Annotated in this window: 17 protein-coding genes; 15 read left to right on the top strand and 2 right to left on the bottom strand. The window is 61.6% G+C overall.

Going from position 1 to position 24,400, the window contains the following annotated elements:
• The first annotated feature begins 65 nt into the window (after positions 1-65).
• Positions 66-962, top strand: coding sequence for a LysR substrate-binding domain-containing protein (locus tag VM94_RS17185; protein ID WP_046684472.1), 897 nt, complete (start codon positions 66-68; stop codon positions 960-962).
• On the opposite strand, the gene VM94_RS17180 is transcribed toward VM94_RS17185, so the two are convergent.
• Together VM94_RS17180 and VM94_RS17175 are read right to left on the bottom strand one after the other, a co-directional pair.
• Positions 959-1,324, bottom strand: coding sequence for a VOC family protein (locus VM94_RS17180; RefSeq protein ID WP_046684471.1), 366 nt, complete (start codon positions 1,322-1,324; stop codon positions 959-961). The genes VM94_RS17185 and VM94_RS17180 overlap by 4 nt on opposite strands.
• 76 nt (positions 1,325-1,400) lie before the next feature.
• Positions 1,401-2,189, bottom strand: a complete 789-nt coding sequence (locus tag VM94_RS17175) for a helix-turn-helix domain-containing protein (RefSeq protein WP_235432930.1) — start codon at positions 2,187-2,189, stop codon at positions 1,401-1,403.
• A 149-nt stretch (positions 2,190-2,338) separates the two neighbouring features.
• On the opposite strand from VM94_RS17175, the gene leuS reads away from it, so the two are divergent.
• From leuS to VM94_RS17105, 14 genes are all read left to right on the top strand, one after another.
• Positions 2,339-4,978: a leucine--tRNA ligase gene (leuS, locus tag VM94_RS17170; protein ID WP_046684664.1), complete on the top strand. Its 2,640-nt coding sequence runs from the start codon at positions 2,339-2,341 to the stop codon at positions 4,976-4,978.
• A gap of 2 nt (positions 4,979-4,980) precedes the next feature.
• Entirely contained in the window at positions 4,981-5,580 is a 600-nt protein-coding gene (locus VM94_RS17165) for an LPS-assembly lipoprotein LptE (protein ID WP_046684470.1), read from the top strand.
• A 10-nt stretch (positions 5,581-5,590) separates the two neighbouring features.
• Positions 5,591-6,607, top strand: coding sequence for a DNA polymerase III subunit delta (gene holA / locus VM94_RS17160; protein WP_046684469.1), 1,017 nt, complete (start codon positions 5,591-5,593; stop codon positions 6,605-6,607).
• Between the two features lie 17 nt (positions 6,608-6,624).
• Positions 6,625-7,896 (top strand): glutamate-5-semialdehyde dehydrogenase, encoded by a 1,272-nt coding sequence (locus tag VM94_RS17155; protein WP_046684468.1) that lies wholly within the window; start codon positions 6,625-6,627, stop codon positions 7,894-7,896.
• 68 nt (positions 7,897-7,964) lie between these two features.
• Positions 7,965-8,402, top strand: coding sequence for a CopD family protein (locus VM94_RS17150; protein ID WP_034745744.1), 438 nt, complete (start codon positions 7,965-7,967; stop codon positions 8,400-8,402).
• A gap of 10 nt (positions 8,403-8,412) precedes the next feature.
• On the top strand, positions 8,413-9,030 hold the full coding sequence (locus tag VM94_RS17145) for a 2-hydroxychromene-2-carboxylate isomerase (protein WP_046684467.1): 618 nt from the start codon (positions 8,413-8,415) through the stop codon (positions 9,028-9,030).
• A gap of 402 nt (positions 9,031-9,432) precedes the next feature.
• Complete coding sequence (locus VM94_RS17140) at positions 9,433-10,638, top strand: THUMP domain-containing class I SAM-dependent RNA methyltransferase (protein WP_374106838.1); 1,206 nt, start codon at positions 9,433-9,435, stop codon at positions 10,636-10,638.
• 78 nt (positions 10,639-10,716) lie between these two features.
• Complete coding sequence (locus VM94_RS17135) at positions 10,717-11,997, top strand: multidrug effflux MFS transporter (RefSeq protein WP_198511227.1); 1,281 nt, start codon at positions 10,717-10,719, stop codon at positions 11,995-11,997.
• Positions 11,998-12,200: 203 nt separating this feature from the next.
• Positions 12,201-14,363, top strand: a complete 2,163-nt coding sequence (locus VM94_RS17130; protein WP_046684465.1) for an HDOD domain-containing protein — start codon at positions 12,201-12,203, stop codon at positions 14,361-14,363.
• A gap of 5 nt (positions 14,364-14,368) precedes the next feature.
• The gene (locus VM94_RS17125; RefSeq protein ID WP_046684464.1) at positions 14,369-16,573 is read left to right on the top strand and encodes an EAL domain-containing response regulator; all 2,205 of its coding nucleotides are present in this window, start codon (positions 14,369-14,371) and stop codon (positions 16,571-16,573) included.
• 2 nt (positions 16,574-16,575) lie between these two features.
• On the top strand, positions 16,576-18,135 hold the full coding sequence (locus VM94_RS17120) for an SEL1-like repeat protein (RefSeq protein ID WP_138828970.1): 1,560 nt from the start codon (positions 16,576-16,578) through the stop codon (positions 18,133-18,135).
• 206 nt (positions 18,136-18,341) lie between these two features.
• The gene (locus tag VM94_RS17115) at positions 18,342-19,043 is read left to right on the top strand and encodes a DUF4197 domain-containing protein (RefSeq protein WP_046684462.1); all 702 of its coding nucleotides are present in this window, start codon (positions 18,342-18,344) and stop codon (positions 19,041-19,043) included.
• Between the two features lie 313 nt (positions 19,044-19,356).
• Positions 19,357-22,374, top strand: a complete 3,018-nt coding sequence (locus VM94_RS17110) for a YjbH domain-containing protein (protein ID WP_235432929.1) — start codon at positions 19,357-19,359, stop codon at positions 22,372-22,374.
• A gap of 56 nt (positions 22,375-22,430) precedes the next feature.
• On the top strand, positions 22,431-24,353 hold the full coding sequence (locus VM94_RS17105; RefSeq protein WP_082127753.1) for an SLBB domain-containing protein: 1,923 nt from the start codon (positions 22,431-22,433) through the stop codon (positions 24,351-24,353).
• The last annotated feature ends 47 nt before the right edge of the window (positions 24,354-24,400 follow it).

Below are 24,400 nucleotides of genomic sequence, written 5' to 3'. Positions count from 1 at the left end.
ACCCAGACATGCGTGTTACGCATATCTTGCGGCATACTAGGAGCCTTTCACCGGCCGGATACCCCATGTCACGCAAAATTCCCATGCTGCAAGCCCTGAACTGCTTCGAGGCGGCTGCGCGGCACCAGAGCTACACGCATGCGGCGCGCGAGCTGTCGCTGACGCAAAGCGCCGTGTCGCGCCAGATATCCTCGCTGGAAAGCTTTCTCGGCGTGCAACTGTTCCAGCGCACGCGCCATGGTGTGCTGCTGACCAGCGCCGGCGCCGCGTATGCGCGGCAGATCGCGGCCCGCCTCGACGGCCTGGAACGCGACACGCTCGACACCATGGCTCGCCAGGGTGGTGGCGGGGCCTTGCAGCTGGCTTCGGTCCCCACGTTTGCCACGCGCTGGCTGATGCCGCGGCTGTCGTCGCTGGCGGGCTTGCATCCCGACATCGTCGTGCATATCGATGCGTATACAAAGCCGTTCATGTTTGCCGATACGGAATACGACGGCGCCCTGTACGCGGGCACGCCCGAGCAGCTGGCGCGCTGGCCCGGCACGCGCGCCACCTTGCTCATGCATGAAGAAATCGTGCCCGTCGCCAGTCCGCGCCTGCTGGCCGCGCGCAGCGCCTGGCAGCCGCAGGATTTATTGGAACTGACTTTGTTGCAGCAAAGTACGCGCCCGGGCGCCTGGCGCCAGTGGTTCGACGCCATGCAGGTCGATGGGGAGCTGGCGCGCTACGGCGCCCGCTATGAACTGTTTTCCATGCTGGCCATGGCGGCCGTGCAGGGGCAGGGCGTGGTCTTGCTGCCCCGTATGCTGGTCGAAGCGGAACTGGCGCGGGGCGAGTTGCGCATCGTGTGCGAGCGCCCACTGCGTGGCCAGCGCGCGTATTACCTGATCACGCCCGAAGCGGCGCATGAAAAACTGGCCTTGCAGCAGTTCCGCGTCTGGCTGCAGGGTGAAGCCGCTTAGACGACTTTGCTGGTATCGAAGTGGGGATTGTCGATGAGGCCGATCTGGTTGCCGAACGGGTCGAGCAACTCCACCGTGCGGATGCCGTCGCCCACGTCCGTGATCGGATGGTGCAGGCTGCCGCCCAGCGCAACGATGCGCTCGACTTCCTGCTCGATGCCGTCCACGCCCCAGTACGTCACGCTGCCCTGCGTGCCAGGCTGGCCGTCCGGCAGCAAGCCCAGCTCGAAGCCGCCGATGGCAAAGCCGACGTAGAAGGGCTGGTCGAAATACGGCGCCGTGCCGAATACCTGGCTGTACCAGGCCTTGGCCTTGTCCAGGTCGGGGACGGGATAGGTGACGGTGCGCAAACCCTTGATCATGTGCTACTCCTGATGAATGAAGAGAAGGTCATCATGCCACCGGCGCGCGGCGCGTGATTGGAAAAATGGAAGGTATTCAAGTGCGCCGGCCCGCCAGCCACGCTTCGGGCGAACTGCGGGCGAAATCCTGGAAGTCGTGGATCAAGTGCGACTGGTCGAAATAGCCATATTGCAAGGCCACTTGCGCCCAATCCTGTTGTCCCGCCAGGCTTGTCAGCCCCTGGCTGGCCGCGCGAAAGCGGCAGATGCGGGCAAACAGCTTCGGGCTGATGCCCACTTGCTGGCGAAATTGCAGCGCCAGGTGCTGGCGCGACACGCCCAGCTGCCGCGCCAGGCCATCCACGCGCACCTGGCCCGATGCCGCCTCGATGGCCGCGATGGCATGTTCGGCCGCGCCGGCCTGGCGCCGTGGCGGCGCGGCGCGCAGGCGCAGCAGCAGATATTCTTGCAAAATAGAAACTCGTTGCGTATTGCTCAAGGGCTCGCTCCATAGCGCATCACCGAGGCGCGCCGCCAGCTCGCGGCCCCACAGCTGTTGCAATCCCGTGCGGCCATCGTTGAGTTCGCACAAGGGCAACTGGAAGAAGCGGGCGGCTGCGCCCGGCTTGAAGCGGGCCGCCACCGTCTGCACGAGGCCCTGGCTGACGACGGCAATCGGCGCTGTCATCATGCCGACGGCAAAGCTGGCGTCCTGCTGGTCCTGGCACAGGATGTCGATGCAATTGTCGGGCAAGACCTGGTGCGTGAAGGGCGTGGCGCCCGTCTGCACGCGGCACGTCCAGACGCAGTCCAGCCAGGGCCGCAGGGCGGGGAGGGGCGGATATTCCTGGTAGACGATCATGGCCGGCTTTGATGCAAAGAACAAGATTGTGCATATATTACACAGCATAATTGTGCGCCGGCCAAAATATGCGAGTCCGGGCCGCCAGCGCGCCGCGCTATCGGGCGGCGACAACCAGTATAATGCTCGGTTCATATCCACTATTGGCCGGGCCACGCTGGTCGCACATCATCATGCAAGATAAATATAGTCCCGCCGACGTCGAACAAGCCGCCCAATCGCACTGGAAGGCGATCGACGCCTATAAAGCCGTCGAACACGACCCGCGTTTCCCAAAAGGCAAGTATTTTGCCTGCTCGATGCTGCCTTACCCTTCGGGCAAGCTGCACATGGGTCACGTGCGCAACTATACGATCAATGACGTGATGTACCGCTACCTGCGCATGAACGGCTACAACGTGCTCATGCCGATGGGCTGGGATGCGTTCGGCATGCCGGCGGAAAACGCGGCCATGGCCAACAACGTGCCGCCTGCGCAGTGGACGTATTCGAACATCGCCCACATGAAGCAGCAGATGGAATCGATGGGCCTGGCCATCGACTGGTCGCGCGAAATGACCGCCTGCAAGCCCGAATACTACAAATGGAACCAGTGGATGTTCCTCAAGATGCTGGAAAAAGGCATCATCTACAAAAAGACCGGTACCGTGAACTGGGATCCGATCGACCAGACCGTGCTGGCCAACGAGCAGGTCGTCGATGGCAAGGGCTGGCGTTCTGGCGCGCTGATCGAAAAGCGCGAAATCCCCATGTACTACGCGCGCATCACCGATTACGCGGAAGAGCTGCTGGCCTATGTGGACGACAAGCTGCCGGGCTGGCCCGAGCGCGTGCGCATCATGCAGACCAACTGGATCGGCAAGTCGACGGGCGTGCGTTTCGCCTTCCCGCACACAATCGTGGATGCCGAAGGCGCCCTGATCGGCGACGGCAAGCTGTATGTGTTTACCACGCGTCCTGACACCGTCATGGGCGTGACTTTCTGCGCCGTGGCCGCCGAGCATCCGCTGGCCATCCACGCCGCGCAAAGCAATCCTGCGCTGGCGGCGTTCAACGCCGAATGCAAGCTCGGTTCCGTGATCGAAGCGGACATGGCAACGATGGAGAAGAAGGGCATGCCGACCGGCCTGTTCGTCACCCATCCTTTGACGGGCGCGCAAGTGGAAGTCTGGGTCGGCAACTACGTGCTGATCACCTACGGCGATGGCGCCGTGATGGGCGTGCCGGCGCACGACGAGCGCGATTTCGGCTTTGCCAAGAAATACAATCTGCCGATCAAGCAAGTGATCGAAGTCAAGGGCCAGGAATTTTCGACGGACGCCTGGCAGGAATCGTATGGCAGCAAGGATGGCGTCTGCGTCGCTTCCGGCAAATACGACGGCCTGCATTTCGCTTCCGCCGTCGATGCGGTAGCGGCCGACCTGGCCGAACTGGGCCTGGGCGAAAAGAAAACCACGTTCCGCCTGCGCGACTGGGGCATTTCGCGCCAGCGCTACTGGGGCACGCCGATCCCGATGATCCATTGCGCCGATTGCGGCGTGGTGCCGGTGCCGGAAAAAGATCTGCCGGTGGTGCTGCCGGAAGATTGCGTGCCGGACGGCACGGGCAATCCGCTGAACAAATACGAAGCCTTTTTGCAGTGCGACTGCCCGCAGTGCGGCAAGCCGGCGCGCCGCGAGACGGACACCATGGATACTTTCGTCGATTCGTCGTGGTACTACATGCGCTATACCTCGCCAGGCTCGAACGACGCCATGGTCGACGCGCGCAACGATTACTGGATGCCGATGGACCAGTACATCGGCGGCATCGAACACGCCGTCATGCACTTGCTGTACGCGCGCTTCTGGACCAAGATCATGCGCGACTTCGGCCTGGTCAAGTTCGACGAGCCATTCGTCAACCTGCTGACGCAAGGCATGGTGCTCAATGAAACCTACTTCCGCAAGGACGCGGCGGGCAAGACCACCTGGTTCAACCCGGACGACGTGCGCCTGTCCCTCGATGACAAGGGCCGTCCGCAAAGCGCCGTCCTGGTGGCCGACGGCCAGCCGGTGGAAATCGGCGGCACGGAAAAAATGTCGAAGTCGAAGAACAACGGCATCGACCCGCAAGCGCAGATCGAGCAGTACGGCGCCGACACGGCCCGCCTGTTCACCATGTTCGCCTCGCCGCCGGAACAGACCCTGGAATGGTCGGGCAGCGGCGTCGAAGGCGCGAACCGCTTCCTGCGCCGCGTGTGGAACTTCGGTTACGCGCAGTCGGCCACGATCCAGGCCGCACTGGCTGGCGGTGCCGCGCCGGCCACGGGCGACGCGCAGAAAAACCTGCGCCGCGAATTGCACAAGCTGCTGCAGCAAGCCGATTACGACTTGAAGCGCATCCAGTACAACACCGTCGTGTCGGCCTGCATGAAGATGCTCAACACCCTGGAATCGGCCAAGCTGGACGATAGCGCGCAGTCGAAGGCGCTGATCGCCGAAGGCTTCTCCATCTTCCTGCGCCTGCTGAATCCTGTCGCGCCGCACATCACCCACGTGCTGTGGCAGGAACTCGGTTACGCTGGCGTGCACGGCGACCTGCTCAACGTGGCATGGCCGCAAGTCGACCCGGCCGCATTGGAACAGTCCGAGATCGAGATGATGATCCAGGTGAACGGCAAGCTGCGCGGCTCGATCACGGTGGCCAAGGATGCGGACAAGGCCAGCATCGAAGCGGCCGCGCTGGCGTGCGAAAGTGTGCAGAAGTACGTCGAGACCACGCCGAAGAAGATCATCGTCGTGCCAGGCAAGTTAATCAGCATCGTGGTGTAATCATGACGACTTCCTCTCAAGTATCGCTGTTGGGCCGCCGCGCCGTGCTGGCGTTGGGCCTGACCGTCCTGCTGTCGGCCTGCGGCTTTCACTTGCGCGGTTCGAACGGCAGTTTCATGCTGCCGTTCGCGACGATGTACATCGGCTTGCCCGATTCGTCGCCGCTGGCGATCGGCCTGAAACGCTATATCCGCGCCATTGGCAGCACGGAGGTGGTCAATACCAAGGATGGCGCCGACGCCGTCCTCGAGGTGCTCACCGATCCGGAGAGGAATCGTACCAAGACCATTCTGTCCCTGAACACCAGCGGCCGCGTACAAGAGTACCAACTTGGCTATGCGATCAATTTCCGCGTATTGGACAAGGCCGGTAACCAGTTGCTGGCGCCGACCACCATCAGCCTGGTGCGTCCTATCACCTTCGACGACAGGCAGGTGCTGGCCAAGGAAACCGAGGAAGCGGCGCTGTACCGCGACATGCGCAACGACCTGGTGCAGCAGATCATGCGCCGCCTGGCCGCCATCAAGCCGGTGCTGCCGGCCATGTCGGTGGCGCCAGTGGCGCCCGTGACGCCGGTCGCGCCGGCAGCCCCGCAGCAGTAACGGGGACGCCATGCAATTGCGGATAGACGCGCTCGATGGGCATGTGGCCAAGCCGCTGGCGCAGCTGTATGTGATCACCAGCGACGAACACCTGCTGGCGCTGGAAGCTGCCGACAAGATTCGCCGTGCGGCGCGCGCGCAGGGCTACTCCGAGCGCGACGTGCTGACGGTGGAGCGCAGCTTCAAGTGGGGCGAGCTGCTGGCGGCGAACCAGGAGCTGTCGCTGTTCGGCGATAAAAAACTGATCGAGCTGCGCATCCCCACCGGCAAGCCGGGCAAGGATGGCGGCGCGGCGCTGCAAAGCTACGCCAAAAACCTCAGTCCCGACAATCTCACCCTGATCACTTTGCCCAAGCTGGACTGGGCCACGCAAAAGGCGGCCTGGGTCGCCAGCCTGCAGCAGGCCGCCGTATATATCGACATTCCGAATGTGGAACGGGCGCAGTTGCCGGCATGGATATCACAGCGCCTGGCCGCGCAGGGGCAAAGCGCCGAACGGGCCAGCATCGAATTCATCGCCGAACGGGTGGAAGGCAACTTGCTGGCGGCGCACCAGGAAATCCAGAAACTGGGCTTGCTGCATGCCGCAGGCAAGCTGACGTACGAACAAGTGCAGGACGCGGTGCTGAACGTAGCCCGCTACGATGTCTTCAAGCTGTCCGAAGCCATGCTGGCCGGCGATCCGGCGCGCCTGGTGCGCATGCTCGAAGGCTTGAAAGGCGAGGGCGAGGCGCTGCCGCTGGTCTTGTGGGCCGTCTCCGAGGAAATCCGCACGCTGTTAAAATTGAAGGCCGGCATGGCGCAAGGGCGTCCATTGGGCGCGCTGCTGAAGGAGTACCGCATCTGGGGTCCGCGCGAGCGGATGATGGAACCGGCCCTGCGGCGCATTTCGCTGCCCGTGCTGGAAGCGGCGCTGCAGCAGGCGGCGCAGGTGGACAAGATGATCAAGGGCTTGCGCGCCAAGGGCTACGCGGGCGACGCCTGGGACGCCATGCTGCAGCTGGGCCTGAAGATCGCCCGAGGTTAACTTTTATGGATACGAGCATGGACATCACAGAATATATGCAGGACGTGGGCACGCGCGCGCGCGCCGCTTCGCGCGCCATGGCGCGTGCCGACAGCGCCACGCGCAACCGCGCCTTGAGCCTGATCGCCGCCGCCATCGTGCGCGATGCCGATCTGCTGCGCGCCGCCAACCAGCGCGACCTCGATGCGGCCGCTGCCGCCGGCCTGGCGCCGGCCATGCTCGACCGCCTGACCCTGTCCGATGCGGCGATTGCCACCATGGTCGAAGGCTTGACGCAGATCGTCTCGCTGGCCGATCCGATCGGTGAAATCTCGAACATGAAGTTCCGCCCGACGGGCATCCAGGTGGGCCAGATGCGCGTGCCGCTGGGCGTCATTGGCATCATCTATGAAGCGCGTCCGAACGTGACGGTGGACGCGGCCGGCCTGTGCATCAAGAGCGGCAACGCGACGATTCTGCGCGGCGGCTCGGAAGCGATACACTGCAACCGCGCGCTGGCCAAGCTGGTGGCCGAGGGCTTGCAGGGAGCAGGCTTGCCGGCCGATGCCGTGCAAGTGATCGACACCACCGACCGCGCCGCCGTCGGCGCCCTGATCACCATGCCGCAATACGTGGACGTCATCGTGCCGCGCGGCGGCAAGGGCCTGATCGCGCGCCTGATGGAAGAGGCCACCGTGCCGATGATCAAGCACCTCGACGGCATCTGCCACGTCTATATCGACGCCAAGGCCGATATCAGGAAGGCGATCGATATCGGCTTCAATGCGAAGTGCCACCGCTACGGCACCTGCAACACCATGGAAACCCTGCTGGTGTCGCGCGCCATCGCCGCCACCGTGCTGCCGCAGCTGGCCGAACTGTACCTGACCAAGCAGGTGGAACTGCGCGCCGATCCGGAAAGCCATGCGATCCTGGCCGCCGCCGCGTATCCGCACCTGGTGCCCGCCACCGAAGAAGACTGGTCCACCGAATACCTGGCGGCCATTCTGTCGGTGAAGGTGGTCGACGGCATCGACGAAGCGATGGATCACATCAACCAGTATTCATCGAAGCACACGGAATCGATCATCACGGAAGACTACAGCGATGCGCTGCGCTTCCTGCGCGAAGTCGATTCCGCCTCGGTGATGGTGAACGCGTCGACGCGTTTCGCCGACGGCTTCGAATATGGCCTGGGCGCCGAGATCGGCATCTCGAACGACAAGCTGCACGCGCGCGGCCCGGTGGGACTGGAAGGCCTGACCTCGCTCAAGTACGTGGTATTCGGCCACGGCGAAGTCCGCAAGTAGTCTTTTCGCGGGCGGCCCACAAGGCGGCCCGCGCTTTGTTTTTCTCCACCTCCGACACTGGGAACCCCATGCTCTTTCTCTGGACCAAAGCCTTCCACATCATCTTCGTCATGTCCTGGTTCGCCGGCCTGTTTTATTTGCCGCGCATCTTCGTGAACCTGGCGATGGAGACGGAAACGGTGGCCACCGAGCGCCTGCTGCTGATGGCGCGCAAGCTGTACCGCTTCATGTCGCTGCTGGCGCTGCCGGCCATGGTGCTGGGGCTGGCGCTGATGTGGATGCTGTACGGCGGGGGCGAAGGCCGCATGAAGATGCCTGGCTGGATGCATGCCAAGTTGACGTTCGTGGTGCTGCTGCTCGGCTATCACCACGCCTGCGGCTCCATCCTGCGCAAGTTTGAAAAAGGTCTCAACAAGCGCAGCCACACCTGGTTCCGCTGGTTTAATGAAGTGCCGGTGGTGATGCTGCTGGCCGTCGTCGTGCTGGTCGTGGTCAAGCCTTTCTAAGGGAGTCGAGATGAGTGCAAGCCAGAGCAAAGTCGTGCAGTATTTCTTCGCGCCTCACTCGCCATGGACCTACCTCGGTCACGCGCGCCTGATGGCCATCGCCGCAAAGACGGGCGCACAGATCGACGTGCGTCCCTTCGACCTGGGCAAGGTCTTCAGCGTCTCGGGCGGCTTGCCACTGGCCAAGCGCGCACCGCAGCGCCAGGCGTACCGCCTGGCCGAACTGGCGCGCTGGTCGGCCTTTCTGCAAGTGCCATTGACCTTGCAGCCGAAGTTCTTCCCCGTGTCGCCGGAAGCGTCGGCCAAGCTGATCATCGCCACGCGCCTGGCGCACGGCGTGGAAGCATCGCTGAACCTGGCGCACGCCATCATGCGTGGCCTGTGGGCCGAAGAGCGCAACATCGGCGACGAAGAGACGCTGGTGCAGATCGCCGTTGATGCCGGTTTCGATGGCCGCCAGTTGCTGAAAACGTCGGAAACGGCCAGCGTGCAGGCGGAATACGACGCCAATACGGAAGCGGCCACCGCCGCCAATATCTTCGGCTCGCCGTGGTACATCGTCGATGGCGAAGGCTACTGGGGCCAGGACCGTCTCGATTTCGTCGAGCGCGCGCTGTTAGTAAAGTAATTAGATGTAGGTCGGATTAGCGCCCCGCGCGTGATCCGACAAGCTCAGTCGGCAGCGCACGTCGGCTTACACCTTGGCGGGCTAAGCCGACCTACGGGACAGGCGCGGTTTTGTCTCATGGTATGAGGATGTAGCTCGGATTAGCGGGGCAAGGCCGCGCGTAATCGATAAGCTCAGCCAGCAGCACATGTCGGCTGGCGAGGTGGCAAATTAAAAGCAGTGTTAACAAAGTGGTTTTTTTAATGCAGTAAAAGTAACGATACCCGCAGGCACCGTCGCGAGCGGATCGCCGCTTGTCCGAGAAGCGCAGCCGTACGAAGGTACGGCGAGCATCGCCGGGCGAGCGCCGTACCGCGCAGCAGGTGCCTGCGGGTGTTCACTACAACGGATAAAAGGTACACCATGGCTTCATATTTTTGCCCATGCCCGCGCGGCATGGAAGCGGCGCTGGCCGAGGAACTGGGCGAGATCGCCCAGGATAGTGCGACCATGAAGGTCCACAACCAGGTGCCGGGCGGCGTACACTGCTCGGGCGACCTGCTCGATTCCTACCGCATCAACCTGCATTCGCGCATCGCTTCGCGCGTGCTGATGCGCATGGCCCATTCCGGCTACAAGACGGAAAACGATATTTATGACCTGACCCTGGCGCAATCCTGGGAAGACTGGTTCGGCGTGCACCACACGATCCGCGTCGACGTCACGGCAGTCAAGTCGCCGTTGCGCAGCCTGGAATTCACGACATTGAAAATCAAGGATGCGATCTGCGACCGCTTCCGCGACCAGTTCAACGAGCGTCCATCGGTCAACACCAAGACGCCGGACATGCGCATCGTCGGCTTCCTCGACGCGCACACGTTCACCGTCTACCTCGACACCTCGGGCGAAGCCCTGTTCAAGCGCGGCTGGCGCGAAGAGACGGGCGACGCGCCGCTGCGCGAAAACCTGGCCGCCGGCCTGCTGCGCGTGTCGGGCTGGAAGCCCGGCATGGTGCTGTTCGACCCGATGTGCGGTTCCGGCACCATCCTGGCCGAAGCGGCGCAGATGCTGCAGGGGATTCCACCGGGCGCGTCGCGCCAGTTTGCGTTTGAAAACTTCCACGATTTCGATCCGGCGCCGTGGAATGCCATGAAAAATGCCATCAAGGTCAATCCGCTGCCGGCCGAACCGACGATTTTCGGCAGCGACATCTCGGGCGACATGGTGGCCATGACGCGCCATAACCTGCGTTGCGCCGGCGTGCGCTTCGACGTGCCGCTGAAACAGATCGAGGCGCAGGAAGTCAAGCCGCCAAGCGACGTGCCGGGCATCATGCTGACCAATCCGCCGTACGGCGAACGTATCGGCGTGCGCGGCGACAGCACCATCCCGGAAGACGAGCTGTCGACGTCCTTCTACTCGGCCATGGGCACGACCCTGAAGCAGCGTTTCGCCGGCTGGACCGTGTTCCTGTTCACGGCCGACCTGGGCTTGCCCAAGCTGCTGCGCCTGAAAGAAGCGCGCAAGACGCCATTCTTCAACGGCGCGCTGGAATGCCGTCTGTTCCGCTTCGATATGGTCGCAGGCTATAACCGCCGCGAAGAAGCCAAGCCCAAGCCACAGCAGTAAGCGTTCACCGTAAGTAATACACCCGCAGTAACCCCGCGCGCGGACCAATGCAGGTCCGCGCGCCACTTTGGATCCGCCATGTTTCCCACTCCTCCGGCCGACGTGCCGCCCGACCCGGTTACTCCCGTTCCGCCTCCCACGCCGAGCCACATGGCGCCGCTGAGCCGCGGTGCGCTGGCGATGATGCTGGCCGGGCTGTCGATGCTGGGCCCTTTGTCGATCGACACGTATCTGCCCGCGTTTGGCGCGATCCAGGGTTCGCTGCAGGCCTCGCCGCTGGAAGTGCAGCAGTCGCTGACGTTCTACATGCTGGCCTTTGCCGGCATGGTGCTGTGGCATGGCGCGATTTCGGATACTTTCGGCCGGCGCAATGTCATCCTCGTGTCCCTGCTGATGTTTGCCATCGGCTCGCTCGGTTGCGCTTCGGCGCACACGGTGCACTATCTGTGGTTCTTCCGCATCATGCAGGGCGTCTCGGCCGGCGCCGGCGTGGTGATCAGCCGCGCCATCATCCGCGACCTGTATGCCGATGCGGCGGCGGCGCGGCTGCTGTCGCTGGTGACGATGATCTTTTCCATCGCTCCGGCCGTGGCGCCGATTCTCGGCGGCTGGATCGTCATCTGGTTCGACTGGCGCTCGATCTTCCTGTTCCTTGCCTTTTACACGGTGGTGTTGCTGGCGTTCTGCTACTGGCGCCTGCCCGAAACCCTGCCTTTGGCCAAGCGCCAGCCGTTCAATCCCCGTTTCCTCGCGTCGAGCTATGGCCAGATCCTGCGTTCGCCCCTGTTCCACATCAAGGCGGGCATCGTCGCCCTCAATTTTGCGGGCCTGTTCCTGTTCATCACGGCCGCGCCGGAAATGCTGCCCAAGCAGCTGGGCCTGGGGCCATCGCAATTCGCCTGGCTGTTCATTCCCTGCGTGAGCGGCATCTTCATGGGCGCCGCGGCGGCCAACCGCATCGCGGGCAAGGTCACGTTCGCGCGCCAGATCGGCATCGGCTTCGCCTTCCTGCTGTGCGCCGCCAGCGTCAATGTCGTGTATCACCTGTTCCTGCCGCCATCGTTGCCCTGGTCGGTGCTGCCCCTGTTCTTCTACACCTTCGGCATGTCGCTGGTGGGGCCGGGCGCGACCCTGCTGGCGCTCGACCTGTTCCCGCATATCCGCGGCACGGTGGCCTCGTGCCAGTCGTTTGCCAGCACCCTGCTGGGCGCCGTGGTGGCCGGCGTGATCTCGCCGCTGCTGTCCGGTTCCGTGCTGTGGCTGGCCTCGGGCCAGCTGGCGTTTACGGGCCTGGCGCTGGCCCTGTGGCTGATATCGCGGCGCTTCCGCCACCGTTTGCTGGGTTCCTTCAAGGCATAAGTTTCCACTGTAGAACGCTGGATTTATTTCAACTTAATTTTCTATATTGCAAGTAATATCCGGCGCTTATGATAAGATGACTGCTTTCCCGGCATCCTCTCAGGCAACACATTTTTTGCTCAAAGGAGTGGAGGATTCCTCTGAACGTGGCCGCGCTTCGCTGCTGAGCGCTCATCCTTTTCGAACCGGCAATGCCTGATACGATGCATCAATCTGATCAAGATATTCGCAATCGCCTGCTGATTGCCCGCCTGCCGGCCATGCCGCAGATCCTCCTCAAGCTGATCGCCCACCTGCAGGCGGACGACGCCGGCATGCCGGAGCTGGCCGCCCTGATCGCCAAGGATGCGGGCATGACCAGCAAGATACTCGGCGTGGCCAACAGCTCGGCTTACCATCGCCAGAGCAAGGTGGTCAGCCTGGAGCAATCGCTCGTCTCGCTGGGCACGGACATGATCAAGACCCTGGTTATCAGCGAATCCGTGTTCCAGACCTTCAACAGCTTCCCCCATTCCGGCAGCACGGATTTGCGCGCCTTCTGGAAAAGTTCGCTGTCGGCCGCCGTCATGGCGCGCGCGCTGGCCAAGGCCATGGGCTATCCGCACGCCGAGGAAGCGTATCTGGCAGGCTTGCTGCACAACGTGGGCCGCCTGGCCTTGCTGGCCACGGCGCCGAAGGAATACGCCTTCAATTTCACGGCGCGCGACGATGCCGCCCTGTGCGCGGTGGAGCAGCGCACCTTGCAGATCACGCATGCCGAAGCGGGCGCCTGGCTGATCGAGCGCTGGCACCTCGATTCCTTCCTGGCCGACAGCGTGCTGTATCACCATGAACCGCTGGCGCGCCTGGAAGCGAGCCATCCCCTGATCCGCATCGTGCGCCTGGCGCACCTGCTGTGCTGCCATGCCGGCGATGCGGACGAGGCCGAGTCCATCACGCAGGCGGCAAGCCTGTGCGCGCTGGACGTCAAGACACTGGAAGACCTGGCCGGCAGCGTCGCGCGCCAGGTGGAGCAGGCCGCGCAGCACCTGGGCATCGACCTGGCCGGCGCGGACGATATCGCCACGCCGCCCGCGTATGCGCCGCCCGCCCCCGATCCGGTGCAGCAGCGCCTGTCCGACGAAGTGCGCAATATGGTGCTGGTGTCCGAAGTGGGGCAGACCTTCGCCCGCCAGCAGGGCGAGAGCAGCCTGCTTGAAGCCATCACGCGCTCGGCGCGCATCCTTTTCGATTTCGACACCGCCGTCATCCTGCTGCAAAACGCCACCGGCCATGCGCTGGTCGGCGTGGCGGCGGGCGAACATCAGCAGCGCCTGGCCGGCTTCTCGATCCCGCTGGCCAAGGGCGGACCCCTGGCCGCCTCGGCGCTCGAGTCCCAGCTGGCCTTTTTAAAGCGCGACATGCCGGCGCTGGGCATCGTCGAGGAGCAGCTGTTCCGCATTCTCGGCACGGACAGCCTGGTGTGCGTGCCTTTGGCGTCGGGCCAGCGCAGCCTCGGCGTGCTCATTGGCGGCGTGGCGGCGTGGCAGATTCCCGCTTGCCAGAAGCGCGAAGGTTTCCTGCGCGCGTATGCCAACCAGGCCGCCACGGCGCTGGAAACGGCCATCAGCGCGCGCGGCCTGGCGCGGCGCCAGCTCGATCACGTGACCGAGGAATACCGCGCCGCGTCGCGCCGCGTCGTGCATGAAGTGAACAATCCGCTGTCCATCATCAAGAACTACCTGAGCGTGCTCGATCACAAGCTGGAGAAGCAGGAGCCGGTGTCGGGCGAAATGGCGATCCTGAATGAGGAAATCGACAGGGTCGGCCAGCTGATCGGCGGCCTGGCCGATCTGCAGCCGGCAGCGGCCAATGGCGTGACCGACTGCGCGCGCGTCGTCGACGACGTGCTGCGCCTGTTCCGCGCCACCGATTTCCTGCCGCCGAAGATCGAGGTGGTCACGCGCATGCAGGATGCGCCATGCGAGGTGGAGGCCGATGCCGACATGCTCAAGCAAATCCTGCTCAACCTGCTGAAGAACGCCGTCGAAGCCTTGCCCGATGGCGGGCGCATCGAAGTGGCGAACCGTGGCCACGTCAACCGCGACCGCCGCCTGTACCTGGAGCTGTGCGTCAGCGACAATGGCGCGGGCCTGGCGCCGGAAGTGCTGGCCAATCTGTTTTCCCCTGTGCGCAGCAGCAAGGAAGGCGCGCATCACGGCCTGGGCCTGTCTATCGTGCATGACCTGGTCACGCGCCTGCATGGCGTGATCGGCTGCCGCAGCAGCAAGTCCGGCACCTCGTTTGAAATTTTATTGCCCATTCCTTTGCCGACGAGCGCTGCAGCCGCGCTGCCCGCACCCGGCAATACCGCCTTGTCCTCGTAACGTCCATGAACTCCTCCGCCATTCCGTTTGACCTGGAAAACAGCCCGCGCATCCTGCTGGTCGACGACGAGCCCCGTCTGCTCGCCTCCCTCCACGAACTGCTGAAGGACCGCGGCTACCAGCTGCATACGGCCACCTGCGGCAGCGAGGCGCTGGCGCAGTTGTCGAAACTGCGCTTCGACCTGATCCTGCTCGACTTGCGCCTGCCCGACATGAGCGGCCATGAAATCATGGACCACATCAACCGGCGCGGCATCGAGGGCGACGTGATCGTCATGAGCGGCGACGTCGGCATCGAGGCGGCCATCGGCGCCTTGAAGCGTGGCGCCTACGATTATCTGCGCAAGCCCTACAGCCGGGAAGAACTGCTCAAGACGGTGGAGAACGCGCTGCAAAAGCGCAAGCTGGCGCTGGAGAACGAGCGCATCGCGCTGCAGCTGGAAAACTCGGAAAAGATGTACCGCTACCTGGTTGACAGCTCGCCCGACATCATCTATACCCTGAATCACGAAGGCCGCATCACCTTCATCAACGACAGGGTGCACCAGTTGCTGGGCTTTAGCCGCGAAGAGCTGATCGGCAGCCATTATTCCATCCTCGTGCACGATGAAGACCAGGAGCGGGCGCGCTATGCCTTCAATGAGCGCCGCCTCGACGAGCGCGCCTCGCGCAATGTGGAACTGCGCCTGAAGTGCCATAGCGGCACTGGCAGCGACCGCACCTTCAACAACACCTTGATGACGATCCCGCTCAATTCGATCGGCATGCACAGCCACGATCACGAAGCGAAAAAGCAGGAGTACTTCGGCACCTACGGCGTGGCGCGCGACATCACCGACCGCAAGCGCGCCGAGGAAGTCATCTCTTACCAGGCTTACCACGACATCCTGACGGACCTGCCGAACCGCATGCTGTTCAAGGACCGCCTGGGACTGGCCGTGATCCAGGCGCGGCGCAAGCTGACGGAACTGGCCGTGATGTTCATCGACCTCGATCGCTTCAAGCTGGTCAACGATACCCTGGGCCACGTGAAGGGCGACGAGTTGCTGCAGCAGGTGGCGCTGCGCCTGAAGGATTGTTTGCGCCGCGGCGATACGTTGGCGCGCCAGGGCGGCGACGAATTCACCATCGTGCTGCCGGAATTGCGCGACCGCCAGGATGCGCGCCTGATCGCCGACAAGTTCCTCGAATGCCTGCACCAGCCCTTCGACCTCGATGGCAACCAGGTGCATATCTCGGCCTCGATCGGCATCGCCATCTATCCGGGCGACGGCGAGACCATCGACGAGCTGCTGCGCCACGCCGACATCGCCATGTACCAGGTCAAGGCGCTGGGCAAGAATGGCCACAGTTTTTATCACGAGTCCATGCTCGACGTGTCGCACCAGAAGATCGCGCTCGAGCAAAGCTTGCGCAAGGCGCTGGAACTGAACCAGCTGGAGATGTATTACCAGCCGCAGGTGGACGTGATGACGGGCCGCATCGTCGGCGCCGAAGGCCTGATGCGCTGGAACCACCCGCAGCGGGGCTTGCTGACGGCCGGTGAATTCCTGCCGTTTGCCGAGGAAAACGGCTTGATGCTGCCGATCTCGGACTGGATGCTGGGCGCCCTGTGCCGCGACCTGGTGCAGTGGAACGCGGCCGGCGGCGAAGCCGTGCGCCTGTCACTCAATTTGTCGCCGCAATACCTGGACCGTGGCGACTTTTTCGAGAAGATGCGCGGCGCGCTGACGCGCTACGGCATCGCGCCGGAAAAGATCGAAGTGGAGATCACGGAAAACATCTGCATCCGCAATCCGCAGTATGCGATCGAGCAGTTGAACAAGCTGTGCCAGCTGGGCGTGTCGGTCGCCATCGACGATTTCGGCACAGGCTATTCCTCGCTCTCGTACCTGCACCGCTTCCCCATCCACACGATCAAGATCGACCAGTCGTTTGTGAAGGAAATCCACGACGAGCACGGGCACTATCCCGTCATCCTGGCCATCATCTCGATCGCGCGCGGCCTGGGCCTGCACCTGATCGCCGAAGGCGTGGAGACGGAAGGGCAAGCGCGCTATCTGCAGGACAAGGGTTGCACCACGATGCAAGGCTATCTGTACCATCGGCCCATTTCGCTGGGCAGCTTTATTGGCGTGCTGCAGGAGCAGAACCGTCTGATCGCCAATGCCGCCCCCGCGCCGTCCCAGACGCTGGCCATCGAGGCTTGACCGTGTCGCTTGCCGATCCCCGCTACACAGCTGATTACCTGCGCCTGAAAGGACTGGCCGAGAAGGGCAATGCGAACGCCCAGCACAGCCTGGGCTTCATGTATTTCAATGGCCAGGGCATCGAGCAAAGCTATGCGCTGGCGCTGCACTGGTACGGCCTGGCTGCCGCGCAGGGGCTCGAGCACGCGCAATACAACCTGGGCGTGATGTGCCAGAAGGGCCAGGGCGTGCCACAGGATTTTGCGCAGGCGGCGCATTGGTACCAGCAGGCGGCCGAGCAAGGCTACGCGGCGGCGCAGTACAACCTGGGCTGGCTGTATGCCAAGGGCCAGGGACTCGCGCAAGATAGCGGGCAAGCCATGCTGTGGTTCAGCCGCGCGGCCGAACAGGGCGACGCGGGCGCGCAGAATAATCTGGGCATGATGTATGACAATGGCAAGGGCGTGCCGCAGGATTTCGTGCAAGCCATCGCCTGGTACCGCAAGGCCGCCGAACAGGGCTATGCGCGAGCGCAGTTCAACCTGGGCCTGCGCTACGACAATGGCCAGGGCGTGCGCCAGGACCGCCAGCAGGCGACGGCCTGGATGCGCAAGGCGGCCGAGCAAGGCTATGCGCCGGCCCAGTTCAACCTGGCGCTGCGCTATGAAAATGGCGACGTGCTGCCGCAGGACAGCCGGCAGGCGATCGCCTGGTACCGGCGCGCGGCCGAGCAGGGGCACGCTAGCTCGCAGTTCAACCTGGGCCTAATCTACGACAATGGCCAGGGCGTGCCCTGCGATAAGCAGGCGGCCCTCGAGTGGTACGTGAAGGCGGCTGGCCAGGGGCACGCGGCGGCCCAGCACAACCTGGGCCTGCACCATGAACACGCCGCGCACGATTACACGCAGGCGCAGGCGTTCTACCGCCAGGCGGCGGGGCAGGGCTTTCCCGCCGCGCAGTATCAGCTGGGACTGTTGCATGAGCATGGACAGGGCATGCCCGCCGATGCACAGGAAGCCATCTTCTGGTACCGCAAGGCGGCCGACCAGGGGCACGTGCGGGCGCAGTTCGACCTGGGCCTGCGTTACGAACATGGCCAGGGCGTGCCGCAGGATCTGTCGCTTGCGCTGGAATGGTACCGCCGCGCCGCGGATCAGGATTACGCGCCGGCGCAATACATGCAGGGTGTCTTGCACGACCGCGACGATGGCCCGGCGCCCGACAGCCAGCAGGCCTGCGCCTGTTACTGCCGCGCCGCCGCGCAGGGGCACAGCCTGGCCCAGTTTGCCCTGGGCCTGCGGCATGACAATGGCCAGGACGTGCCGCAGGACTATGCCGCCGCCTGGGACTGGTACGCGCTGGCCGCGCGCCAGGGCCATGCGCGGGCGCAGATGAACCTGGGCTTGATGGCGGCCAGCGGCCAGGGCAGCCCGCTCGATTTGCAGCAGGCGTATATCTGGCTGTCGATGGCCGTGGCGGCAGGCGTGGCCGGCGCTGAAAAATCCTTGCGCCAGACGGAGGCGCGCATGCGCGAGACGGATCTGGCGCGGGTGCGTGAACAGCTGGCGGCAATAGCAGGCTGAGCCTATCCCGGTATTCATCCACTGGCATAGGCTTGCCCGCATTAGCGTGCGCGAATACAACAGCAGGTGCTGTATAGTCCCCTTCCTCCGCCATCTGCGGCCCCCTTGTTTTTCCCAGGCGCAAAAAAATGCTGCGGTATTGGCAGTTTTGATGTGCTAAGGTTCCAGCAGAAGGTGGTCTGTCTATTCTTTAGAAAAGGAAAACCATGCGCCTGAACCCTTTCCCTGGCCGTCCGTCCGCCATCCTGTGTGCGCTGGCGTTGCTGTCGTTTGGCGCCGCCGCCGGTCCCCTGGATGCTCTCAGCAACCAGGATGCCAGCAATGGCTTGAAAGCGGCGCTGGAAGCCGGTTCCGCTGCCGCCGTATCGAAATTGGGTGTCGAGAATGGTTTCCTGAACAACGACAAGGTCAAGATCAAGCTGCCCGGCATCCTGGAGCAAGCCAAGCCCTTGCTGAAAATGACGGGCCGCGGCCAGCAGCTGGACGATCTGGTGGTGTCGATGAACCGTGCCGCCGAGTCGGCCGTACCCATGGCCAAGCCCTTGCTGCTCGACGCGGTCAAGTCGATGAGCGTGAGCGATGCGAAAAATATCCTGTCCGGTGGCGACACATCGGTGACGGACTTCTTCCGCCAGAAAACATCCGCGCCCCTGGCCGTCAAATTCCTGCCCATCGTGAAATCCGTCACTGACCGTTCCGGCCTGGCCAGCAAATACAACAGCACCATGAGCCAGATCGGCAAGACGGGACTCGTGCCGCAGCAGCAATCGACGGTGGAAGGCTACGTCACGGACCGTGCGCTTGACGGCCTGTACCTGATGATCGGCGAGGAAGAAAAAGCCATCCGCAGCAATCCGCTTGGGTATGGGAGCAAGATTATCGGCAAGGTATTTGGCAGTTTGAAGTAAGTTGAAATATGGAAAAGACATGGTTTTCCCATCTAGCGCCTATGCTGGATAGGCTACTGTGGTGTTAGGGAAACAAGTTAAGCATTTGCTACAAGAAAACAGTGTTAAAATTCTGCGACATACATTCCTGAGGCATGATTAAGCAACGATCAATTGCCCGGGAGTGCCCAGTTTTAGTGGCGAACTGATGCGCGGCATTGCAAGATGCCCGTCGGTTGGCCTTTTTTCGTTTTATTCACGTTTCCCCAAGCTCATTGATTTTCTGAACACATTGTCAGGAATTCCAGGTGCAGGATATTTTAGGTAGCCGGATTTGTTAAGCGTACTCAGAAAATCAATTAAATATACCTGGTGTGGCTGTCTGGTGCTTGGCGCGCCTTCGGCGATTGCCGCCACGCCGAATCATGGTGGTCAATCCGGCTATATCAATATGCCCAGCGCAGTGGTGGAAACGGACGGCACCTTCAGCGTCGGCTATAGCTACGACAGCCCGTATGGCCAGTTATGGGCCACGGCGAATATTCTGCCTTTCCTGCAAATGACGGGGCGCTACGTGTCGATTACCGGCATACCCGGATTTAGTGGCGTGCCGGGAGAGTATGGCAGCGAATATGGTCGATACAAAGATAAAGTGGTCGACAGCAAATTGCGTCTTTGGTCGGAAACGGCCTGGATTCCTTCGGTGGCTGTAGGTATGACCGATCTTTTTGGTACCGAACTGTTCAAAGGACAGTATCTCGTGGCGACCAAGACCTTCGGCGCCAATAAAAATATTGAAGCGAGCCTGGGTTACGCCCATCGGCGTCCGGACGGCGTATTTGCTGGCGCGCGCTGGACGCCGGCCAGTTTGCCACGCTGGTCTGTGGTGGCCGAGTACGATACCACCAACTATCAGCGTGATTTTGCCGCAGATCGTACTCAGGCAGGAAAGCGCCGCAAGGGCGCGTCTGTCGGTCTGGAATATCGCTGGGGCTGGCTTGCCCTGCAGGCGGCCCGCAATCGTGAGCAGTTCAGTGTCAATGCCTTTATCAGCATCCCGTTTGGCGAACGCGAGTTCATACCTAAAGTCTACGAACCCGCGTATTTTGTGGACGACAAGAATCCTCCACCCTTGCCAACCAAGGAAGAGTGGCATCGCGATGCTGGCTATGGTGCCGATCTGGTGAAAGCACTCGTGAAACAGGACTATAAGAATGTTCGCGTTGGGCAGGAAGGAAATACCCTCAGTCTGAGTTTGACGAATAGCCGAATCTCAAATATGGGACGCGCTGTTGGCCGGGCGACGCGCACGGCGCTGGCTTTCATGCCGAAAGATGTAACGACCATTCGCATTACCTATACCAAGCTGGATCAGCCGATCGCCACGTATGAGTTTTTTGATCTGCCCAAGCTGAACGACTATTTGACTGGCAAGATTGATCGTAAGGCATTCCTTGAGGGGGTCTTGCTGCGTTATCCGGAAAAGCGCGACGTCATTCGTGATGAGCAGCAAGGCTGGTTGCAGGAGTTCCTGGATCAGCCAGCGTCAGCCAAAGCCGGTGCCGTCCCTGTGCCAGCCCAGCCTGTTGTCGCTACGGTAATGCCCGCCAATGCAGCCATGACAGCGGTGCCTGCCGACACCGTGGTTGCGGAACCTGTTCCTGCCGTGGTGAAAGCTGCCAATGCCGTCAAGAGCGACGGTAAGCTGGCGGTAGGCGTGGGTGTCGATGGCGATGTGATCCAGGTGAAATCGGTGGATCGTGAAGCCAACCGTTTCAAGGTTGCTCCGAAAGTCGGTTTCTTCTTCAATGATCCTAGCGGTGCCTTCCGCTATTCGATTTCCGCCGTCGCCAATTATGATCGCCGACTCGGTGACGGGCTGTACCTGAATGGTGCTGCCAGCCTGCAATTGCTGGAAACAGTCTCGGGTGTAAAGCAACCGTCCAACAGCAGCTTGCCGCATGTGCGCAGCGATGTGGCCGAATACCTGCGCGGCGGCCGTTTCTCTCTCAGCCGCATCCTGCTGAATAAGTATGATAATCCGGCCGAGCGCGTATATACGCGCATGTCGGCCGGGCTGTACGAGGATATGTTCCGGGGTGTGGGCGGTCAGGTGCTCTATTTGCCGAAGGACAGTCGCTGGGCGGCCGATTTGGCCGTTGATGCCTTGCAACAGCGCGGTTTCAAAGGACTGCTGGATTCACGCGACTATAAAACGGTCACGGCGATTGGTTCCCTGCATTATCGCTTGCCGCATGATATTACGGTGACAGCCCGCGCTGGCCGCTTCCTGGCAAAGGACACGGGAGTTCGCATGGAATTCAAGCGCCGCTTTCAGTCCGGCATCGAAGTGGGCGCCTGGTATACCCATACGAATGGCAACGATATCACCACCCCGGGTACGCCTGCCAAACCGTATCAGGACCGTGGTGTCTTTTTGTCCGTCCCGCTCAACAGTATGTTGCCGATGGACACGCAATCGACAGCCGGATTCGCGATTTCGCCATGGACGCGCGATGTGGGCCAAATGGTGGGCTCCCCTGGCGACCTGTACGATATGTTGGAACGTCCCCGTGCCGACATGCACAGCTATGATGGCCTGGGCAATTTTGCCGAGCGTCCTGACGAGCGGAACTTACCCGCCGTGAATCCACCGGACCGGCCGTTTGTCAGTCCATGGCCGGCAATGCGGGCGCGGCTGGAGCAATCCTCGTCTGCCTTGCCAGAGCCGGCCGAATGGGTCAAGGCTACCGCTCTTATCGGTGGTGTCGTGGTGGCTTCGGCACTGAGCGACAAGCCGGTTGATCGCTTCGTCAAGAAACATCAGGATTCCGCCTCGTTCCGGAATTGGGACAAATTGGGCAAGGCCATGCCTTTCGCTCTGGTGGGGGCCGCCGGTGCCGCTTTTGCACTGGGGGATGACCGCATGCAGAATACGGGCCTGATTTCCTTGCAATCGGTCGCGGCGGCAACTGGCTTGGCTGTGGCAGGCAAATATGCATTCGGGCGTGCTCGTCCTGAGGAAGATCGCGGTCCATGGTCCAGTGTTGGAGACGGCAAATCTCGATCGGACGCATCTTTCCCTTCTGGTCATTCGGCGATTGTTTTCGCTGCGGTAACTCCATTTGCCAAAGAATACGACGCGCCATGGTTATACAGCGTTGCGGCAGTTGGCTCGGCAGGCAGAGTGTTTGGCCGTAAGCACTGGGTTTCCGATACGGTTGCTGGCGGTATTCTCGGTTATGCGATGGGGAGCTGGCTCTGGCACGCTCAGCGTGATCAGAGTAAATCGGGCCTGTCGATCAATCCGGGGCCGAAGGAAATTAGCGTGACTTGGCAGACCAAATACTAAGCACCCATGCAGCGCCGTTTATTTCTCAAACATCATTTATTCAGATAAAGATACACATGAAAAAGCAATTTCTTACCCCTCAGTCTTATGTGAAGCAACTGATTGTTTCGGCTTGCCTGCTGGGAATGAGTACCTCCTTTGCTGGAGCACAGGAGGTTGCAACGCCAGGCAGCGATGGCAATCAAGCCTTGGCCACGGGCGATGCGATGCGACAGCCAGCTTCCGAGACAAGACTCGGCTTGCCATCCATCCGCAATAGTCGCAATGGCGAGCAACGTCAGGCACCGACGCCACCCACCAGCCGTCCGGCCAAGCGGGTCGCTGCGGAAGTTGGCGCGTTCGAGTCCTATGCGGAAGGGGTAACGGGACAAAAGTTGTCTGTGTTTGGCAAGGATCTGTTTAGTGACGTGCCATCGACGTTTGCGCCATTCGATAGCGTACAGGTCAATCAGGAATATGTGATCGGCACAGGCGACGAATTGCAGATCCGCGGCTGGGGGATGGTCGACATCGATGTCAATGCAACGGTGGACCGCGGTGGTGCTGTCTATATCCCGCGAGTGGGGTCAGTCAAGGTTTCCGGCGTCAAATACAAGGATTTGCAAGGCTATCTGAAAAAGGCTGTCGGCAAGCTTTTCACAAATTTCGACCTGACGGCCAGTATCGCTCAGACGCGCGCGGTGCAAGTGTATGTGGTGGGTCATGCCGTTCGTCCAGGTACCTATACCTTGAGCGCGATGAGTACCCTGCTGAATGCCTTGTTTACCTCGGGTGGTCCGGACAGCACCGGTAGCATGCGTAATATCCAACTGAAGCGCGGTTCGCAAACGGTCAGCACCTTTGACTTATACGATATCGTGGCCAAGGGGGATAAGACTCGTGACGTAACCTTGCAAGATGGCGATGTCATCTATATTCCGGAAGTAGGACCATTGGTCGCGCTTACTGGTAATGTGAAGCAAGCGGGTATCTTTGAATTGAAGGGCAAGTCCAACCTGTCCGAAGTCCTTTCATGGGCCGGTGGCTTTGATTCAGCCGCGGAAACCAAGCAAGTCGTCGTTGAGAAGAATGTCGATAATCAGTACACCGCAGTGGCGGATTTGATCGCGGATAAAACGCTGAACAATGCGCAACTGGCCAATGTTGTCGTCAATCCCACCGATATCTTGCGTGTATTCTCTCCAGGCGCGGTACCCGTTGAGGCACAGGTTCAGAGTGAATACGTGCGGATCGCTGGTGAGGCCAGAAAAAGCGGTATTTTCCTGCTGAAAAAAGGTGAAACTCTGCGCGAATTCATCGTGCGCGTGGGCGGCGCCAATGAGAATGGCTATCTGTATGCACTGCAATTAAACCGAGAATCGGTACGCCGCAATCAGCAAGCGAAACTCAATGAAGTGGCAGACCGCTTCGAGCGTGATATGGAGTCGAACGCGACCCAGAAAATGGCGGCGACGACAGATAAGGAAAATGCGGCGAAAACGGCCGCCGAAGTGGAACAGCAGCGTCGTATCGTGCAGCGGATGCGTTCGGTCAAGGCGGAAGGACGTATTGTTCTCGATCTGCCCGGTCTGGAGACGGAAGTGAAAAATCTGCCCGACGTTCCCCTGCAGAATGGCGATAGCATCTATATTCCGCGCCGCCCAGGTACGGTCGATGTACTGGGTTCTGTATTTCAACAAAACGCCTTTGTTTATCGTCCTCAGCGTACGGCCGCAGACTATCTGGAGCAGGCCGGTGGTTTGACTGCCAATGCGGATAAATCGGAAATGTACGTGATCCGTGCGGACGGAACGGCACGCAGTGGACGTAATAGCGGATTGTTCGGTAGTGTCGGCAGTACCGCAATCAACCCTGGCGATGCGATTGTGATACCGGAAAAAATTGACCGTAATTCCTTTGTACAGAATCTGAAAGAATGGACGGCGATCTTCTATCAATTCGGCCTGGGTGCTGCAGGACTGAAGGTGCTGAAGGATTAATGGTTTATTCACGGCCATCCTGCTCCGATCATCGCCCGTTGTGGGCG

The organism is Janthinobacterium sp. KBS0711 (genome assembly GCF_000988085.1).
In the GTDB taxonomy this organism is placed as follows: Bacteria; Pseudomonadota; Gammaproteobacteria; order Burkholderiales; family Burkholderiaceae_D; genus Janthinobacterium; species Janthinobacterium lividum_E.
This window is presented reverse-complemented; position numbering and strand designations above follow the sequence as displayed.

Excerpts from the sequence above, each read along its gene's own strand:
- VM94_RS17185 (WP_046684472.1), top strand. The coding sequence starts at position 66 with ATGTCACGCAAAATTCCCATGCTGCAAGCCCTGAACTGCTTCGAGGCG.
- VM94_RS17180 (WP_046684471.1), bottom strand. The coding sequence starts at position 1,324 with ATGATCAAGGGTTTGCGCACCGTCACCTATCCCGTCCCCGACCTGGAC.
- leuS (WP_046684664.1), top strand. The coding sequence starts at position 2,339 with ATGCAAGATAAATATAGTCCCGCCGACGTCGAACAAGCCGCCCAATCG.
- VM94_RS17165 (WP_046684470.1), top strand. The coding sequence starts at position 4,981 with ATGACGACTTCCTCTCAAGTATCGCTGTTGGGCCGCCGCGCCGTGCTG.
- holA (WP_046684469.1), top strand. The coding sequence starts at position 5,591 with ATGCAATTGCGGATAGACGCGCTCGATGGGCATGTGGCCAAGCCGCTG.
- VM94_RS17155 (WP_046684468.1), top strand. The coding sequence starts at position 6,625 with ATGGACATCACAGAATATATGCAGGACGTGGGCACGCGCGCGCGCGCC.
- VM94_RS17150 (WP_034745744.1), top strand. The coding sequence starts at position 7,965 with ATGCTCTTTCTCTGGACCAAAGCCTTCCACATCATCTTCGTCATGTCC.
- VM94_RS17145 (WP_046684467.1), top strand. The coding sequence starts at position 8,413 with ATGAGTGCAAGCCAGAGCAAAGTCGTGCAGTATTTCTTCGCGCCTCAC.
- VM94_RS17140 (WP_374106838.1), top strand. The coding sequence starts at position 9,433 with ATGGCTTCATATTTTTGCCCATGCCCGCGCGGCATGGAAGCGGCGCTG.
- VM94_RS17135 (WP_198511227.1), top strand. The coding sequence starts at position 10,717 with ATGTTTCCCACTCCTCCGGCCGACGTGCCGCCCGACCCGGTTACTCCC.
- VM94_RS17130 (WP_046684465.1), top strand. The coding sequence starts at position 12,201 with ATGCATCAATCTGATCAAGATATTCGCAATCGCCTGCTGATTGCCCGC.
- VM94_RS17125 (WP_046684464.1), top strand. The coding sequence starts at position 14,369 with ATGAACTCCTCCGCCATTCCGTTTGACCTGGAAAACAGCCCGCGCATC.
- VM94_RS17115 (WP_046684462.1), top strand. The coding sequence starts at position 18,342 with ATGCGCCTGAACCCTTTCCCTGGCCGTCCGTCCGCCATCCTGTGTGCG.
- VM94_RS17105 (WP_082127753.1), top strand. The coding sequence starts at position 22,431 with ATGAAAAAGCAATTTCTTACCCCTCAGTCTTATGTGAAGCAACTGATT.